The sequence below is a fragment of the Paenibacillus sp. Soil766 genome (assembly GCF_001428105.1).
Lineage (GTDB): Bacteria > Bacillota > Bacilli > Paenibacillales > NBRC-103111 > Paenibacillus_E.
Genome location: NZ_LMSJ01000038.1, coordinates 1 through 18,534, shown reverse-complemented (window position 1 = coordinate 18,534; position 18,534 = coordinate 1). Strand labels below are relative to the sequence as shown.

Annotated in this window: 19 protein-coding genes; 2 read left to right on the top strand and 17 right to left on the bottom strand. The window is 39.3% G+C overall.

Annotated features, from left to right (window positions below):
* Positions 1-157: 157 nt before the first annotated feature.
* From ASG89_RS26525 to ASG89_RS26490, 8 genes are all read right to left on the bottom strand, one after another.
* A complete protein-coding gene (locus ASG89_RS26525) occupies positions 158-880 on the bottom strand; it encodes an HAD family hydrolase (protein WP_414813290.1) in 723 nt (240 codons plus the stop codon).
* 188 nt (positions 881-1,068) lie between these two features.
* Positions 1,069-1,302, bottom strand: a complete 234-nt coding sequence (locus ASG89_RS26520; RefSeq protein ID WP_057314060.1) for a hypothetical protein — start codon at positions 1,300-1,302, stop codon at positions 1,069-1,071.
* 37 nt (positions 1,303-1,339) lie between these two features.
* Positions 1,340-1,981 carry a hypothetical protein gene (locus tag ASG89_RS26515; protein ID WP_057314059.1) on the bottom strand — a complete coding sequence of 214 codons (642 nt, stop codon included), beginning with the start codon at positions 1,979-1,981 and terminating at the stop codon, positions 1,340-1,342.
* Between the two features lie 95 nt (positions 1,982-2,076).
* On the bottom strand, positions 2,077-2,652 hold the full coding sequence (locus ASG89_RS26510; protein ID WP_057314057.1) for a BsuPI-related putative proteinase inhibitor: 576 nt from the start codon (positions 2,650-2,652) through the stop codon (positions 2,077-2,079).
* 134 nt (positions 2,653-2,786) lie between these two features.
* Positions 2,787-3,137, bottom strand: a complete 351-nt coding sequence (locus ASG89_RS38750; RefSeq protein ID WP_157276814.1) for a GNAT family N-acetyltransferase — start codon at positions 3,135-3,137, stop codon at positions 2,787-2,789.
* A gap of 80 nt (positions 3,138-3,217) precedes the next feature.
* Positions 3,218-3,688 (bottom strand): NUDIX domain-containing protein, encoded by a 471-nt coding sequence (locus tag ASG89_RS26500; RefSeq protein WP_057314054.1) that lies wholly within the window; start codon positions 3,686-3,688, stop codon positions 3,218-3,220.
* A gap of 409 nt (positions 3,689-4,097) precedes the next feature.
* Positions 4,098-5,369 (bottom strand): serine hydrolase domain-containing protein, encoded by a 1,272-nt coding sequence (locus ASG89_RS26495; RefSeq protein ID WP_057314052.1) that lies wholly within the window; start codon positions 5,367-5,369, stop codon positions 4,098-4,100.
* Positions 5,370-5,840: 471 nt separating this feature from the next.
* A complete protein-coding gene (locus ASG89_RS26490) occupies positions 5,841-6,077 on the bottom strand; it encodes a hypothetical protein (protein WP_157276813.1) in 237 nt (78 codons plus the stop codon).
* Positions 6,078-6,123: 46 nt separating this feature from the next.
* Between ASG89_RS26490 and ASG89_RS26485 the strand changes: the two genes are divergently transcribed.
* Positions 6,124-6,594 (top strand): TetR/AcrR family transcriptional regulator, encoded by a 471-nt coding sequence (locus ASG89_RS26485; RefSeq protein WP_235549937.1) that lies wholly within the window; start codon positions 6,124-6,126, stop codon positions 6,592-6,594.
* Positions 6,595-7,358: 764 nt separating this feature from the next.
* Here ASG89_RS26485 and ASG89_RS26480 read toward each other — a convergent pair.
* The 3 genes from ASG89_RS26480 to ASG89_RS26470 form a co-directional block, all read right to left on the bottom strand.
* The gene (locus ASG89_RS26480; protein ID WP_057314048.1) at positions 7,359-8,540 is read right to left on the bottom strand and encodes an MFS transporter; all 1,182 of its coding nucleotides are present in this window, start codon (positions 8,538-8,540) and stop codon (positions 7,359-7,361) included.
* A 479-nt stretch (positions 8,541-9,019) separates the two neighbouring features.
* Positions 9,020-9,499: a hypothetical protein gene (locus ASG89_RS26475; protein ID WP_200963553.1), complete on the bottom strand. Its 480-nt coding sequence runs from the start codon at positions 9,497-9,499 to the stop codon at positions 9,020-9,022.
* A gap of 667 nt (positions 9,500-10,166) precedes the next feature.
* Positions 10,167-12,116: a PAS domain S-box protein gene (locus ASG89_RS26470; protein WP_057314046.1), complete on the bottom strand. Its 1,950-nt coding sequence runs from the start codon at positions 12,114-12,116 to the stop codon at positions 10,167-10,169.
* A gap of 838 nt (positions 12,117-12,954) precedes the next feature.
* Between ASG89_RS26470 and ASG89_RS26460 the strand changes: the two genes are divergently transcribed.
* Positions 12,955-13,500 carry a hypothetical protein gene (locus ASG89_RS26460; RefSeq protein WP_057314044.1) on the top strand — a complete coding sequence of 182 codons (546 nt, stop codon included), beginning with the start codon at positions 12,955-12,957 and terminating at the stop codon, positions 13,498-13,500.
* A 329-nt stretch (positions 13,501-13,829) separates the two neighbouring features.
* On the opposite strand, the gene ASG89_RS26455 is transcribed toward ASG89_RS26460, so the two are convergent.
* The 6 genes from ASG89_RS26455 to ASG89_RS37905 form a co-directional block, all read right to left on the bottom strand.
* On the bottom strand, positions 13,830-15,983 hold the full coding sequence (locus ASG89_RS26455) for a DUF5050 domain-containing protein (RefSeq protein WP_057314042.1): 2,154 nt from the start codon (positions 15,981-15,983) through the stop codon (positions 13,830-13,832).
* Positions 15,984-16,275: 292 nt separating this feature from the next.
* The gene (locus ASG89_RS26450; protein ID WP_082593629.1) at positions 16,276-16,800 is read right to left on the bottom strand and encodes an ArsI/CadI family heavy metal resistance metalloenzyme; all 525 of its coding nucleotides are present in this window, start codon (positions 16,798-16,800) and stop codon (positions 16,276-16,278) included.
* 2 nt (positions 16,801-16,802) lie between these two features.
* Positions 16,803-17,225 (bottom strand): arsenate reductase (thioredoxin), encoded by a 423-nt coding sequence (gene arsC / locus ASG89_RS26445; protein ID WP_057314041.1) that lies wholly within the window; start codon positions 17,223-17,225, stop codon positions 16,803-16,805.
* 6 nt (positions 17,226-17,231) lie between these two features.
* The gene (locus tag ASG89_RS26440; RefSeq protein ID WP_057314040.1) at positions 17,232-17,879 is read right to left on the bottom strand and encodes an MIP/aquaporin family protein; all 648 of its coding nucleotides are present in this window, start codon (positions 17,877-17,879) and stop codon (positions 17,232-17,234) included.
* A 50-nt stretch (positions 17,880-17,929) separates the two neighbouring features.
* Positions 17,930-18,280: an ArsR/SmtB family transcription factor gene (locus ASG89_RS26435; RefSeq protein ID WP_057314038.1), complete on the bottom strand. Its 351-nt coding sequence runs from the start codon at positions 18,278-18,280 to the stop codon at positions 17,930-17,932.
* A gap of 24 nt (positions 18,281-18,304) precedes the next feature.
* On the bottom strand, positions 18,305-18,534 hold a 230-nt coding region (locus tag ASG89_RS37905), incomplete at its 5' end, for a hypothetical protein (RefSeq protein WP_235549936.1).

Sequence of the window (18,534 nt, the reverse complement as noted above, 5' to 3'; positions counted from 1 at the left end):
ACGTACGCCTCGGTCAAGCTAGTAAATTGTGATAGTGATTATTGTAACAAACCTTCTCTTTAGCTGAATGAATAAGAGTATCCGCCGTCGGCAAACAACTCCCTGGTTCGTTGAACTATCGTTTCCAGATAGTTAAATGGTGTTGATCGTATATCATTTATATTAATAAAGCTGTCTTCAATTCATTGAAGCTGGATACTCGTTCAGTTCCTGCTCTCTGGCTGTCATATTTATCTAAGAAGATTGACTTCATTCCCATTCTCTGTGGTGTTAAATAATCATTTTCATAATCGTCGCCAACAAATATAATTTCAGAATTATTACAGCCTGCTGATTGCATGGAAATCTCGTATATTCTTGAATGTGGCTTTCTCCAACCTACATTTATCGAGGTGATTATAAAGTCAAATAATTCTCCAATTCCGTTGCTGAATAATAACTCTTCTATACCATCCTTTACCATGAAATTTGAAACTATAGCTAACTTATATCTCTTAGAAAGTTGAATTATAACCTCTCTCACTTCTGGACTTATGTAGCATTTCGATTTATATGTTCTCCAATAATTTTCATATAGCTTTGTTACTACTTCAGTTTTAATATTTAGTCCTATCGACTTAGATTTATCAACTAATAACTCAAACCTTCTTATTAACTCATACTCTTCGTCCATTTCAAGGGTTACTCCAATTTCAATTTTTGAAGTTTCATAATATTTTGCGAACTCAATAAAATCATTCCAATAATGCTCAACACCAGAACCTTTAAATGCCCACAAGGCATAGTCATTCCCTTTTGGCAATTCATATAAATCAACAATTGTTTCCATGCAATCAAAGAAAATGTATTTATACTTATTCAACGTAGAACACCCACCCACAAAAGGATATTGGAATAATTATACATTAAACTCAGGCGTTAAAGTGCAAAGAAGTATAAATTAACCTACCCGTTAACGTAATGAGGCTGCCAGCTTATTCGTGGCAGCCCTGTGGTTTTTGTTATTCTACAAACTTCGCCGTTAGTTCAACACTGCTGAGGCTCCGTGAAACATTACTTAGTCGCATCTTACCTTATTTGCTCTACAATTAAAGGAGCAGGTAATAATCCGTCAATCACATCGTCTGAGTTCGGTTTTACGTTTCTTTGCATTTCTAAGTAAACGTCTCTTCCACGGATTAGATAGTTGTTTAAGTCACTTTTCACATCGTTAATCGAATTCTCACTATAATCTCGCAAAATCCTTCTCGCCATCGCAATATCCAAAGCAGCAATTGAGACTACATGAGGTTTCGTGCTCATAATAGACCTTTTCAGTTTGCAATCATATTTACCTTCACTAAATCCTTAAGCGTAATAATTCTAATTCTTGAAGAACCTCTTTTACATCACAGTCGGGATTTAAGATATTAATCATTTCTGCAGTAATGGGGAAATCATCGTAAATTTTTGCAACAACATCTAATGTTGGAGATGATTCAAAATAACCTTTTGCAAATTCTACAAATTCCTCTGGTGTATGGAATATACAGCCCACTAAAAAATCAGAACCATCGCTTTCACCTTTTGGAATTTCAACTTTTCCCTTGCGCCAGTTAGTGTCACTGTTTTCACACCAAATACAAAAAGTCACATCATCTTTTTTAATTGCATCGCCTTCAAGTAAAGATAATAATTCCTTAGGAATGTCATCATAAATCCCTTGCCATACTTTATGTTCATCTTGAGCATATGGGCTTAATTCAGATTCATGATCGAAGCCTTTTATTATGGAGCCTTCAGGGGAAAACAAAATAATTAGATGATCACCAGCCCCATTATCTATTTTTGCCATACAAACACCTTCATCCCAATCTTGAACAAAACTATGGTAACGAAGCCATTCATCTTCACAAAGTATAATATTTAATGATGCTTGGATTTTCATTAGCTTTTTTAAGATTATTGGATTTGGTAAACGTTCTAACACATTTACTTCCATAAATCCTCACCCTTTCATCTTTCTTTGCAAAAATGACAAAAATGCTCTTTATTGATTTATTCTTGAAACTATTCGACGAACGAAGCAGTTACTTATTAGATGATTTCACATATTGTTCTAGCAGTTAGTTCATCTTGATTAGTTGTTTCAGATTTTAAATTTATCATTATTTTAACTTCAATTGTATATTTCCCTGGTGGTACTAAATTGCCTTTATTATCTTTTAAATTCCATTCCTCGTTAAAATTAAGCTTATCATCTTGTATAAAATTCCTTACAATTAGAGCCTGAGTAAACGCTTTATTAATAGACCATTTATAAATCTCTTCATTCTGCTCATTGTAAATAATAATATCGTACTTTTGTCCTGACCCATATGAAATTTGTTGTTCTTTACCTGAAACATTCTGAAGATAAAAACTAAGTTTTATTTTCCCATCTTCTTTCAGCACTTCTATTGATGGTTTAAAGAGTCCTGAAACTAATTTTAATTGTTCATCTTTCTTTTTCTGTAATTCATTTTCTGTTTTCGGGTTAATAGTCACTGCTCGTTCGATTTGCACTGGTAGCAAATTTTCATGTGGTTTAATTTCTTTATTTGTACTAGTTGAACAGCCGAAAATTAATGTACATAAAATGATTCTCCATAAAAATTGTCCATTTCTTCCCATCGTCCTCCACCTCAAATGCTTAGACGGAAATAAATTAAAAAATGTTCCAATTTTTAGGTGACATTTAAATTTAATGTACCGTGTTATCCTGCCCGTCAGCGGAGCAAAGGGCTACCACGCGGCAGCCCTTCAAATTAGAAATATTTTTTAAATCCTTTACTGACTGATCCGTCATATCCTTCTCGTTCGAAAAACTGATGAGCTCTTTCACGGGTTGAATTGCTTAGAAGCATAATCCGATGACAATGTATTGACCTACAATAGTCCTCAACATACTGTAAAAGTTGTTGTCCAATACTCTTACTTCGATGATTCTCATGAACAATAATGTTCTCGACAATTCCATACGGTCTTGTTCCATGCAGTGCTTGTATACATATATTTAGCGTCACGGTCCCTAATATTTCACCGCATTCCTTAAAAACAAGTAGAAAGTTATTAGGATCACTTTTGATTGTATCAATTTGTTCTTCAAGAACGTTCATTTTCTTACTATTTGGCACTAACCGTGGCGGCCTTATGAAGATATACTGAGCTTTCGTTCTCCAGATAGCTTAATAATAAATTATATGAACTCAAGCAATTTCTTGTCTATCTCTGCAATTTGTCCAATATCAGTTGAACCGTCCCAAAGAATGATTGACTTAGCTTCATCGTTTTCAATAAAATCATCAAGTTGACTTAGCTGACCTGAAAACAAAGCTCCATACTCTGTCCTTTCAGGACCATGAAAACTTGGTTGAAGTCGAAATTTCAATAAACCTTTGAAGTCAACATAAATAAGCTTTTGATTAGTTTCCTCAAATAATTCTCTAATAACGCATTGTTTAGCAGTTTCTCCTTCTTCAATAACACCGCCAGGCAATTCCCAACTATTTCTCCATTTGTTGTACATAAAAAGGTACTTACCCAAACACTCCACTACAATTAGTGCATGTGTTAGTGGAGCATCGAGTTCGACAACAACAAGTTTCTCCTCTTCTATTTTTAAGAATTCTAAGAAAATATTCCCCATTGAATCTGTCATAATTGCCATTTCTTAATACCTCCGTTTTATTTAATTTCTGAAACAAAAAAACGCGCTAGACCTTTGGTCCTGCGCGTTGTATCTCGCAGGATGGGTATCGCGAAAAGCGTTAACCCATCCCCATATTTTTAGGAATGTGTTAACGCTTCTCGTAATGATGGGATTGTTTCAAGAATAGATTTACCACTCGAATCTCCCCGTTCCTTCAGCATTATGGTAATAATAACCAAAACCTTGTAAATCAGTCAAGACTTAAATTATTCTGTCAGTTAGCGTAGAAAAGGCCGCCGGCTCAATCTCGCGGCGGCCTTATGTAATATTGAGGCTGAACTATCGTGTCCCTTTACTTCAATGAGGCCACCTTAACAGATTCAGCGGTATCTTCATGATGTATGTATGGATCAGTTCACCCAAACTGCTAGATTGCAGGATCATCCTTGATATAACCGAAGAAAGTCATTTTGCCATCTTCGGTTTTAGCAATACTGTACGGATGGATCTGGTCAGAATATCTCCGAGCGAATCTCCCTTCGCCTACAGGGTAGATCTCAATATGAAGATTTCCTGAAAATCTCGTAAAGTATAATTTTCCATTAATAAGTTCTACTTGGATCTTATCTTTCAAATAGGTTCCGCAATACTCTTTAAGCTTGTTTTCGTTGATAGGAAACTCTTCATGTTTTAACGGAAAATCAACATCAACTTGATGCAGAATATCTGAAATTGCATTACCAAGTCTGTACTGATTGATAGCTTCGTTATTTGAAAGAATGATTACACAAATATCTTCATCGAAATAATTCTGCATATAGGTGCTTATCCCAAGGTGATCTCCCCCATGGGAATATCTATCTGTGCCGTAAATATGATGGTGTTCCAGTCCATAGCAGTAATTGTTTTTGTTCTCTTTGAAAAATCTAATGTACGTTTTTTGAGATAGGATTTTACGATCCCGTAAACAGGTATACCATTTGAACAAATCATCGCAGTTTGAAATGATGGCACCTGCACCAATGCTAAATTTCTCATTATAATATGGACATCTGATGATTGAATCAAAATCTTTTGAATAATTAGTTGACCTGTTTTTTATAGGTTTACATCCGTCATCAAAATCGGTGTTCATCATATTCAAGGGTAGATAAATATTGTTTCGAATATAAGCTTCATATTTCTCTCCTGAAACATTTTCAATAATCCATGCGAGTAAATTATAGTTTGAATTATTGTAATCATATGTCGTACCTGGCTGATCTGTAAGTTTTTTATTAATATACTGCCGGAAGAATTCGTTTCGCGAATAATCCATTCTGTTGTATCCAGCAAAAAAATCATTGTCAAAACTATGAAAATTATATAATCCAGAAGTATGCGATAGTAAATGATGAATAGTGATCGACTCGTCAATCTTCATCTCCGTAGGGAGGTATAATTGTGCAGATTTATCTATATCCAGCATTTTCTTGTCATGAAGGAGCATGATCGCAAAGGCAGTAAATTGTTTTGAAATGGAAGCGATTGAGAAGCATAAATTTGTATTATTTTTAATTCCGAACTCGATACTTGCATAGCCGTATGCGTTTTCAAAAAGTACTTCACCTTTAAGGGAAACTTGAATAACACCGTAAAAGTCCCACAAGTTCAAATATTTGTTAATATATGTTTCTAGTTTCAATCGTATTGATTGCATCAGATCCCACTCCTCTCAAACAGTTCCCAACTGAAGTGACGGCTCCAGTACCATATCGATTATCAATGTTATCACTCGAATTTCACTTAATCCAGCAGTATTTCCCATTCCACTATGCTGCCCGATAGTTGAGTGGAGCGACTGAAACAAAAACAAACGATGGATCGGTTCCATCGCCGCGTTAACGTTTGCCGTTAATTGAACAACAACTTGTTGCAGCAATTACCTTAATGTTTCCAAAACACATAAGCATACGCAAATGGACAGATTTCTGGATACTCCCCTCTCTCTTCTTTTCTTAATTTGCTTAACCTTTTAATACATGTTTTATGTTTGTATAGATCGAGGATTAAGGTTTCCCATTCGACGATCATGAGATGGGTCCATGAATTTGGAACCGAAATCGACAGAATTTAATTTCTAATATGTCAAAAAAAGGAGCTGGGCTTGCAGCTCCCTTTCTGTATCAACTCATTTCTTAATGATGCCGGTAGAGCTAATGACCTCAGTGAAGCTTTTCTCCATATTTTCCAATGCATTCTTCGGCTGAATCGCACCACGCAATGCGGATTGGATATTGAGTTCCATAATATCATTAAGCTTAGGTGACACAAATGGAACATCCGGGTCAGCTAATATTTTTCCTTTCGTTAACGAATCCAGCAAGGTCGGATACATGGGGAACTGATTCTTCAACTCAGTTCTCATGTAATTTGAGGTTTTTTCTACCAAAGACGACATCATCGAACAAGTTGTGAATTATTACATAGATTATTCGAAGAAGGCTGACACCGTTGTCAAAGATGATTCCGTCTCTTTTTTGGATCGGTTTCAAATGACATTTTTAGAATCTTTGATGTGTGCCACGTTTATCACTGATCTGTTCTTGCAAGATCTGAAGGAATTTTATCCGCACCATTTTGAGAAACTGTCAGTTGCCCTGCAAAATCGGAATAAAAGCTTACAAACTTTTTTTGAATCTGGAATGGAGCAACAGATTTTCAACAGAATGAATGCCGTGTTGTTTATGGTTCAAGATGACGCTGTGCTGCGACGCTTTATCGAGCCATCATTTTCGATTCAGTATGATATCACCTTGAAACAAGCGATTATGGACTTCTACAACATGAAGCAGTATCAATTGCTAAAACCTGAATATCTGAAGACGATAGACGACTCCGATATGGAAAGGAAGATCGTTAATATTTTGCAAAACATTTCATGAGTGGATCGCCTGTGCATGTCACGATGAAGTCGACTTAATGCCTCCAGCATATCTGGTCACCAATGACAGCGCAACAGGTCAAATCTAGACTATGTTCATTCGCAGCTATTAAAAGCAAACCAGGTCGGGGTTTGTGACATTCACAGCCCTCTTCTGGCTCATGGGAACAGATATAAGACGCGTCGAAGCCATATGCTTCAAATTGCCTTCAACCGAATCTCTCCCGATATTTATTCCATAATTTAGGTTTTTTTTCGAATGATTGAACTTTCCTGCCCGCTAGTTTAGCAAGTTTCAGGTCAGTTTACTGCTAGTCGGCAATCGGTCAATGTTCTTGTCATCGCCAAATGACAAGAACTTGATCCGATAACTAAAAAAGCCCGCGGTTTACGCGGGCTTCATTCGGACAATGTTCTTGTCAACCGACAAGAATATACGCGTTAAGTCGCTTCTCCCATGTGAGCACTATGCGGTAACCATCGGCGCAAATTAATAGATCCCCGCGAAACGTCTCACCCTGTTCAATTCAACCCAAGCAGCATCGACATCCTGATGAACCAATGTCAGAATGTCAAATACCGGCGTAGTTAATCTCAATGAGGACTTCTTTCGGCTCAAGATCCCTGCGTTCGATCGAGAATAGTTTGAACGGACCTTCCGGACTGAACACAGCACGTGACCTTGGCTAGGACAATTTTTAATTTTTCCAATTTCCCACCTAATCCGTAAAGTGACAAATAGAACGATCAATAATGATAGGCAACTTAAATTAATTCTTTTCTAGAAAATTGATTTATAGGACTATACTTGTAGTTTCTCATTAAAATAAATACTAGACTCAATATTAAGAATAGGAATCCGCCTAATACGACGTACTGTGTACCCATTCCAGATATAACTAATCCACCTATCGCTGTACCAGTTGTTACCCCTAAGTTACCGGATGCTAGATACAATCCATTCGAGAATTCAGGTGCTTCTGGAGCTGCGGACGTAATCCAATACTGACTAATATTATTTCCTATAGCCACTACTATTCCGAAAATTAAAATAATTAATGCCATAGGTACAGTGAACTGTCCCATTAAGAATAATAAGATGTAAACTGACCCTAATACGAATGGAAAAGATGCTACAGATTTTATGGCATTTTTAGTGAGCAGCTTTCCGGCAACGATGTTTCCTATTATACTTGCCCCACCGAATATGAATAACATTAAACTAGTAGTTTTCCCAGGTATATTCGTAATCGTTTCAAGATACTCAGCAAGGTAACTACTAACTCCATACATCGCTGCATTTATAAAAATGACAGCAGCAATGGATAGCCAAATAATTGGTTTTTTTAATACACTTAATTGAGATCCATAAGAGAGTCTTTCCTTAACAGGCATTGATGGTACAAATAGTAATACTGCAATGAATGCTATAGCATTCACAATAGTAAAGAATAACATTGCCATTTCAAGCGAAGTTGTATTAGCAATAATACTCGAGACTGGTGCACCAAGTACCATCCCCACCGTTACACCCATAAAAACTTTAGAAGTAGCTTTTGGAGCTTCTTCCTTGCTAACTGAGGCTGCTGCTGCTGTCAAAGCTATTGAGACATAAACCGGATGTAAAAAGGCTGGAATCACACGTGCAATTAATAAAATGGTAAAGTTTGATGCAAATATGGAGTTAATGTTTCCCAGAACGAAAACACCTAGTACCAGTAACATTACCTTCTTGCGATTTATGCCCGAAAACAATAACGGCATAGTGGGCCCAGATATTGCAACAGCAAGCGCAAAGAGACTCACTAGCAACCCTGCTTTGGATATACTGATATGGAAATGATCGGCAATTAAAGGTAATATCCCAACGATCCCCATTTCCGTATTTAAGATGCCGAATACACCTATTGTCAATATTAATATAAGCAAATTATTTCGTTTATCCATAAAATTCGTCTCCTACCTTCATTAACCGACTATAATATAACAACATATGGAATTTAATTTCTATAAATATCATTAACAAAAAGCACTCAATTTCCATATATCGGAATAAGAATTGGATTATTTGTTATAGTTAAATTAATCAATGCGGTTAGCGGAAAAGTCCCATTATCGACAGATAGTCTGCGAAAAAACATGATGACAGATGATTACGTTTGGTAGCCGTATTGATTGCCTCATACGGTATATTTGCGTTTATAAAGCATGATACCACTGATTAATATCATTTCAGCCTGTCATCCTCTTCACCGTCTTGCAGCCCTGTTTTAGATACACAGATATGAAAATGATTAGTAACAAAAGGTGATATGAGTATTAATTTTGTTCAACGTGTAATTAAAAAGGAACCATTTTGTGTAGCCAAATTAAACGTTACTGAAATTTTCGATGATTCTCTCCTTGAAAGAGCGTTCTGCGTTCATTCATTTCCTGCGAATCGCCGGCCCGATCCTATTTTGCTCCTTAATCTGCTCAATCGCCGCCTCGAACCCTTCTGCAGTAAGGTTAGATAATGCGAGTCTGTCTATGTTAACTTCGTCGATATGCTTCCCTAAGACGACCGCCGGAATCGCCTCGGCGAAACGTAGTTGCAAGTCAAGGGATATCGAATCCGTCGCGTGAGGAGTAATTTGGATGCCGGTGATGACGTCATCAATTAAGCTGATGGTCACTGCGATGGACGAGTCGCGCCTCCCGTAGTTACCTATCGCCGTGTGGATGCCGTCAACATAAATGGATTCTTTACTCACTTCTGAACTTGAACTGCTTAAACTGCTATCTGATGAAAACGACGATTGCCCAGCTGCGAAATCTTTCGTCGAGCATGAGGCCATCACAATAGACAAGGATATCCCTAAAATCATCGTGACGTTAATCCTTTTGCTTAGACTAATCTTAATCATACCTTTTCCTTTCTCGGCGAATTGATCGCCTTGCTCAGGTAAATCCTGTTGATGCGTCCTGCTTAAAACTGGCGCCTTTTTAAAGGCAGAATTTTATAACCTCAACAATAGCTGAATTAACAATACAATTTGTTTAATCAACTCATGTCTATTATTATATAAGTATAAAGCGCACGTTCAATGGTTAAAAAAATGTAGTTTGTTGATATTTCAACACATCAATCAAAAATGTTAATTATCTAAGAAAGTTTGGTGGATTTATACGATGGCATGATTGAATGTCTGCCCGTTAGCCGTTCATGCAGTGCAAGAATAGCACTCCTCCATTTAAAGTGATTTTAAACAAGTAACTTGCGCCTGTTAGCGGAGAGTTAAGTTTATCTTGTGAATTTGTGTCGCAAGACTACAATTTGGGGGATTTGAGTATTTTTGATGACAGCACGGCTCCAGAAGGCTTCATACAGTATTGAATGTTTGTTTGAACTAAAGTTTTTTGTTAGAGCTTATCAAAGAACGCTGAATGATTCTGTCGAGAATGGGATCAAGTTCTTGTCATTGGGTTTTGACTAGAACTTGATCCCATAAAACAAAAAAACCGCGATTTACGCGGCATCTAATGAGATAATGTTCTTGTCACCCGACATCTGATCATTAAACTATTTCAACGTTAAACCTTTGATTTCAACTTCTCAAATCTATCAATAAATTCTGATAACACGCTAATGCTGATCGGCTTGCTAATGTATGCGTCCATACCTTCAGATAAATATTTCTCACTGTCGCCTTTAATAGCGTGAGCTGTCACTGCCACAATGTACGGGCGTTTCTTTCCATTTAACATTTCAGTAATTAACTTCGTTGCTGTTAATCCATCCATCCATGGCATTTGAATATCCATGAAGATGATATCGTAAGGATAACTTTTAACAGCTTCCACGGCTTCTTTTCCGTTATGTACCAAGGTCGTTTTGTGCCCGAGTTTCTCTAACATTTTCTTTAGCACAACTTGATTCACTTCATTGTCTTCAGCAATTAAAATTTTCAAAGGTTGTGCTGCTGAATTTTCGGCGATGTGATCATGTTGCGGCCACATATCATATAGCGACGCGTATACATGATTCGATATAACCCGCAAATTGGCTGTGAACAGGAAAGTTGATCCTGTTTGATCTTCGGAAGCTTCATGCCAAATTTCACCATCCATAAGCTCAACAAGCTTTTTACAGATAGCTAATCCTAAACCGGTCCCCTCTGTTCTCCGAGTCATAAAATGATCAACTTGATAAAAGGGTTCAAATAAATGACCTACATGTTCCGTATGTACACCGATACCTGTATCCTTGATTGCAAATTGAAGACGCACTGAATTCAGTTCTTGCGATACGATATCGACACTGATCGAAACCGCGCCGTTTGGCGTAAATTTTACGGCATTACTGAGTAAATTCATCAAAACTTGTCTCAACTTCGTAATATCTCCATAAACCAAGCTAGGAACCTTAGGACAGACCGACGTCGTGATCTCCAGATTTTTCTCAAGAGCTTTAGGCATGACCATACTTAGCGTTTCTGATATAATATCTCTCACATTCAAAGGATCTTCCTTTAAATCGGTATTGCCGGATTCGATTTTGGAGAAGTCCAGAATATCGTTGATAATCATAAGCAACGTAGCGCCACTCTTTTTAATAATTTGTACATATTCGATCTGCTCTACGTCCAATTCGGTCTCTAAAAGGACATCTGTCATACCGATAACTCCGTTCATAGGCGTACGGATTTCATGACTCATCATGGCTAAAAACTCGCTTTTAGCTTTATTCGTCTTTTCAGCGGCTTCTTTCTCAATGATTAACTTTTTCTGTTCCGTCATGTCTTTTGCTATGATGTAAAAGCCCTTCGTCTGCGAATGGATGATGATTGGAGCTAGCGTTACTAACACTTCAACGGAATATCCATCCTTGTGCTGAATGAAAGTGATTTCTTTTTCAACTTTTTCGATTTCTAAATGATCGTTTAATGCCAAAAGCAAATTCCTTGAATTATTTTCACCTATTATTTTGGACATTCCACTGCCGATTAACTCTTCAATAAGATATCCGGTCATGTTTTGCGCCATAATATTACCATTTATAATAATGCCGTCCAAACCAAAAGAAATAATAGCATCGTGGTTGTATTTCTTTAACGACGTATAGCGTTCAATACTTTCTTGCAGCGTTATCTCAGCTAGTTTGTTCTTGGTTACATCGATAAATTGGGTGATATAATATAAAGGCTTCCCGTCGTTATCATCACGAACTAATGAAACAAATACAGAGGTCCAAACGATATTACCATTTTTATTAAAGTACCGATTTTCTAATTCAAACGAAGGGATGACGCCATCCAATAATGCTGTTAGTAAACCACTTGTATTGTCCTTATCATCAGGATGTCGGATATCTTCTAGTGTAAGATTCATGAAATCTTCTTTTGAATAGCCAAAAATATTGCAAACCGCAGGGTTAACATTCAACCATTTGCGATCCATAGAGATTAAAGCGATCCCAATCGGAGCATTTATATATAAATGCTCAAATAAAGTTTCAGGGTCAAATAACTTTAGATCCTGCATCAACCTATTCCTCCTTTTGAACTAATTTGATAGAAACCTCTTACTTTCCCTCTTTGGCAGCTACTCCTATATTACCATAAAATGAGTACTTGTCCGTTAGCTTAATCTATAACATTGAATTTGCGTTTTGCAGCTCGATAAAGCATCCGCTTAGCTTTTGCATATATTGCTCATAAAAGGAGGAGTATTATATGCATGATTCCACACGATGAAGGAATTGATAGCAACATCAGAACTCCTAGACAGCCTTCTAAGGCATGTCATCTGCTGAAGCTCATTACACTGTTTTTCTATTGCATAAACCAAATGTATATGGGGAAAAGTAGAATACAAACATTAACAGAGATGGGAAGACAATTACATTGGTTGTGGTCATATTTCTCTTGTTTGCATGGTTCTGTATTCACGTTATGGTTTGTCTCCCGAATAAGTTGCCGTTGAGTATCAACTTACTTTTATTTATGTCAATTGAAGTTATACTAACAAACAAACTGACTATTGTCGGTTTCGATCTAGGTCTATTCCAAATTAACACAAAAAGTATCCCCCACTTCCTGTCAATGATCCTGCACAATGACTCCACCGTTACTTTCATCCTCCTTACCTTTGCCAACGTGTTTCTAACTACCTCTAAAGTCGGCGTCCGCTGGGGAATATCGGTATATACGTTTCTCTTTCAATTATTCATCGGAATGATGCTCCGATGGAACCATGTACTCACCGATAATGGTTGGAATATGGTATTAGAGTCGGTGATGATCATAGTTGTAATGAGCTATACTCTGCTAGTGGGGACCTTCTTTCAACGAATGGCGTCCAAGGAAGGATGGATACGTTGATGGAAAATATCGTTTATGACAATCATTTTAATGGGAATGAGTGGTTTGTCATCGGGGTAATTGTATTTAGTTTGGCGCCGATTTGGTTTTTTCCTCGGCGATTTTCGCCTACCCAAACGACCTTTAATATGCTTATTAGTGTCACATATGCGCTCATTCTCGACCATACGATCGGGGTGCCGCCATTTGACCTTTACGATTGGGGAGACCAATCAAAATACCAGTTTTTTGATATGTTCTTTTATATCATGTATGCGCCGTTCGGATATTGGTTTATTTATTGGTATGAGCGGATGAGGATGTACGAAATAATGACAATTACTTATATTCTCATTTGGGCGGGAGTTTCTGTCGGGTTCGAATGGATGGGCGTAAAGATTGGAGCATTCCATTACAAGCATGGCTACCAATTGTTTTATTCCTTTCCTATTTACTTGTTTCTGATGAGTATTCATCTTATGATGTATCGCATGGCGTTTGCGTGGGACAGATGGCAGAGGAAGGAAAGCATCTGTCAAACTAAAAAAGTGGTTGAGCAGGAATAGCACCCTGCTCAACCAACCACTTTTTCATCTCATCTTTAATAATAGAGAAGTTTGATTAAAAACCACTCATAATTTAGAAGTGGCTTTGGTTTTATACAGATAGAAACTTTATGCTCAAATAAAACTTTGTGTTTAGGTATACCGTAGGGAACCGTACCATAAATGAATTAGAGCATATAAAAGCAGCTAGTTGTCACCACGCTATATTGCCAGTTCGCTTAATGGCCTCGTGAATATTCCATTACAAATCCAACCTTTACTATCACCGCTGATAAGAATCCCCATCTAACCAAATAACATTATGCCATACCGCTATCCATCACCCAGCCTTATTCTTGAATGGAGAAACCCCCGCCTATTGTCTTGTCGCTCACATGGTCGATATGTTCAGTGAACGTCCCTGCTTTGCCTTCGATGGTGTATTCGATTTCCGCGGGCGTTAGCAAGTAGACCGAATATTGGCCGGCAGGAACTTGCTTTCCGTCCGAACCTTTCTGATCCCAGGTAAAATCGATCCCCATCGTCGCTAAGTTATTCAGTGGGATATTCGCAGTGGCAGGCACCTTCCCTCTCCATACCAACTTGCCGTGACTTAAGATTTGAATTTCAAAATCATGCTCGATCACCGTTACTACCGCAGGATCAGAGTTCCGATTGATCAGCGAAAGATTGATTGGTACGGGATCCCCTGCTTTAATTTCCTCTCCGGGTGACGGCCGCGGGTAGGTCAAGTTCGGAGCTACGTGATTGCCGATCGAATACACGTTATTGAAGGCTACGTCATCATACTGGTGTTCGAACGCCCATTTGCCGTCAATTGGAGTCAGCGGCACGAATGTTAGCGCATGATTCCCAGGTGCAACCGCTTGCGCCGTATTCGGCAAATCCGTCAATCTAACAACCTTGCCTGAAGAGGCTAAGAGAATCCCGTCGTCCGACGCGAGCACGCGCGTAACCGGATCCGTCACCGTGAGAATCAAGTTGCCGGAGGAGTCCAGCACAACGGCCCGGTAGTCGTCCTTCTCATCTAGGATGCAAACCAGCTTGCCGTCAACGACTTGCACGCTTCTAAACAGCGTATTATACACGGCAACATCGTTCCCAGCAGGGCCAACCTTGCTCAACTCGTAATTGTTGTTATTATCTATTTCTGTGGTGTAATAGACATTATCGCCCACTTCCGCGAACCAGGAGACGGCATGTTCAGACAGCTTGCGCTCACCCGTTCCATCGCGATTCGAAACATATAATGCGCTGTCCGCATCTTTAACGTAATACAGCCGATCGTCGATGACCGATAAACGTTGCACGCCGGCATTTATGATCTTCGCTATTTCATTCGACTTGAGATTGATTCTATAAATCTTGTTCAGGTCGTCATAGTGTCCCGCCAGATAAGACGAGCCTAGTACATAAGCATCGTCCCCTATCACCGTGGTGGAGGAGCCGTCGCCACCGACACCGACGCTGGATTCACTGACCGTGACATGCCTGCCATACAGCAGATCCGGACTACCGACAGCCTTTCCTACGAGAGCCTGTTGCCCGGTCGGTACTAATGACAGATTGCCCGCGAATGGCGGATTACCCAAATTGACGATTAACGTACCATTAGGTGTGTCCCTGAAGTCGAGATAGCCTTGGTGCCGGACTTCCGCTTTCCCATCATCACTTATCTTCACGAACTCATCATGCCCCATCGTAGCTCCACCGATATGATACAAAAGCCAAAGCCCGTCTTCGCGAATTTTGAAGGATACCTGTTTCTGCACCCCATACCCATTCTCTATGCTGTAAGTATAGATCTCAACTTTATCCGAAGGGTGTTGTGCGGGCGCACGGTAGATGCGGTTTTCGGTCCCCTCTGTCTCGGCAAAATAATAATATCCCTTGTACAACACAACGTCGTTCTCGCCTGCATCCTCAGGAAGTTCCACCGTAAGCAGTTGCGGATTACCGGACCGGATCGTCAAACCGGCGGCGGTGTCCCATTCATACTCCCATCCGAACTCATCATGCGCGTATCGCCAAGTTAATGGAAAATACGTGACATCCCGGAAGCTGAGCAGCGGATACGGTTCATTCGTATTGTCGATCACCTTGCCGTTGATCGTGATCGCCGACGCCGGAACTTCCGCTGTGTAAGCAGACGCATTCCGGCGGTCCGTCTGATAGGACACATAAGAAGACGTCACCGGATCTTGGGCAATCTCGAGCCCGTCCTGCTCCGTCCAAGTAGCTTCAAGCCCGAGAAGCCGCGAATCGTACCACGTCATCGGAAAATACGTAATATCTTTATAGACCAGCAACGGATATTCCCGGTATTGATTATCGACCGTATGCTCGTTCAAACTCACCTGAAAAGTAGGCAACGTTACTCTCACCCCAGCATCAGCGGCATGGCTCACTCCAACTCCGACTGGAGCCAACAAACCGACGCATAAGGAAGCCGCTGCCGCACAACCGATCCATCTTTTTATCAAAATGTCCACATCTCCTTTACTCGCCCACTATATGAAATAGACGAATACGTAGGGTAAAAGTTGCAGACACCTTTCGTTTTAGCAGCAGTCTTCGGTTTCCTGAAAATGACCCGAAGCTCGATCTTGGCGCGATGCCAATGGAAATGTCTCTATTGGGCTTGTGTTAAGAAAGAAACTGAGTGCTTTCTTTAAAGGGTTCCGCCAACAAATCGCGTAAAACGTACGATTAGGAAATATAAAACATGAACATGCGTACGCTATTGATGTTACAGCACAATTCTCAATTAATCATTTAATTGCAACAAGATTTCTCATTCTTGAACGATTCTAATTTAATTGTGGTCGGATCTGTTGTTGTACAGCATGAAGATTCAACTGTAGCTGATGTAGTTTCAGTAGGAACACAACAAAGTGAAATATCATCACGTGGTCCTGCGCTTTCAAATTCCGAATCTTCTTTTGTATAAAAGATTTCCCACGCATTTCCATCAGGATCATAAACCCAAACTTTGTCTTGTACTGCATAACAGCATGTTGTGTTCATTTCATCAATTAGAAGCAGGCCTGATTGGCGGAGCCTATCTCCAATTGCCATTACATCTTTAGTATCATTCACTTGAAACCCCAAATGGTTAAGAACTCCATTTTCTTCAAATGAACGAACATTTAAAGAAAAGTGTAACGCTGGGTCTTCAAGCTCAAACTTGGCATAATTCTCTTTAGTTTTAGTCGGTTCTGTTCCGAAAAAGGCTTTATAAAAATTCAGGGACTTCTGGAGATCACTACAGTTTACTGCTACGTGCATTCTTTTTATCATGGTCAGTTCCCCTCTTTCACAAACCGCGCTATACGGGTTTTAATGGAATCTCGGACTTCACGAAATTTAGCTATTACTTCTAATTCTGTACCAGTTGCTTTTGCCGGGTCTTCAAATCCCCAGTGCCATCGCTCTGCTTTATCATTACGTACGACCGGGCAATTATCGTTTGCATGGCCGCAAAGCGTAATGATGTAATCGGCTACTAGAAGGATTTCAGGGTCGATTACATCTGATGTGTGATTTGTAATATCAACGTCAGCCTCTTCCATAACTTGCACTGCTCGAGGGTTAAGTCCATGTGCTTCCAGTCCAGCACTTTTAACTTCATATTTGTCACCACCCAACGTTTTCAGAAACCCGTCTGCCATTTGGCTTCTGCAGGAGTTTCCTGTACAAAGAAAATACACCAGTTTCTTTTCCATTTGCTATCAATTCTCCAATTCATGTAATAGTTTATATGTCAGTGAAGCAGCTATAGCACCAAGAACAGTTGCCACTAAATACACCCATAAATGTTGGGTTACGCCTGAAATGATAGCTGGTCCCAACGACCGTGCTGGATTCATGGAGGCTCCGCTTATAGGACCAGCAAACATCGCCATGAGTCCAACTGTGCCTCCAATTGCCATACCAGCGAAGCTTTTGACTGCTTTACCGTGTACGGCCGATCCTAAAATGACCATCATTAGAACAAACGTTAGAATGAACTCAAGAATAAACGATTGTCCTTCAGTTGAAATTGGCAGCGTTGCACCTAGATTCGCAATATTGCCAAATAGCAAATGAAGTGTGTAACTCGCGGCAGTCGCTGCAGCAAACTGTATGGCGATATAATATAGGCTAATTCTTGCCGTCATATCGCCACGCACCATAAAACCGATTGTCACCGCGGGATTAAAATGAGCACCTGAAATATGCCCAAACGTATATATGAGAGCCATAACGACCAATCCAAAGGTCATGGCAACCCCAACATGCGTTATGCTCTTGGTGATGTCGTCAATAACGATTGCACCTGGGCCGGCAAAGACCAAAACGTAAGTACCAATAAATTCTGCAAGTAACCTCTTCTTCATTTCCACCCCTAGCATAAATCAAATAATTTTGATTTATTATTCAAAAAAATTTAGCAGCAATCGCTACTATCATTCTGGGCAGGTTTAAAAATACAGCACAACTGCTCAGACAGTATTCTACTTACTTCTGTTTGATTAATCTCGTAATAGCTCCAGGTGCCGCGCGTTTCCTTAGTAATCATTCCTGCATCCAACAGAATTTTCAAATGATATGAGAGTTTAGACTGTGGCATATCCACGATCTCTGTAAGGTCGCAGACGCAAGTGTTTCCTCGTTGAGTAAGCTCATACATGATCTGTAATCGCTTTTCATCAGCAAGTGCTTTAAATTTGGACTCATACTCTTTTAAGGATACGCCGTTTGGCTCATTGGCTTGCTTAAGTGCTATTTCTTTAATCATTGGGTCTCCACCCTTCTTCGTCCATTAGCAGCAGTCGCAGCAAACTGCTGGAGTTTGTACATGTGTTGATGTAGTATTAACTGCAACTTTCTCGATTTCCACTTTACGCTGAAGCATTTCGCTTCCCAGCGAGTTAATGTTCAAATTCATTGTAATTCCTCCTTGTATGCTAAGAGCAGTTCCTGATTCTTTAATGAATTGGAAATTGCTCTTTCTTATTTTTGTTCTTTGAAAAATGAATTTCAACCGGTTGT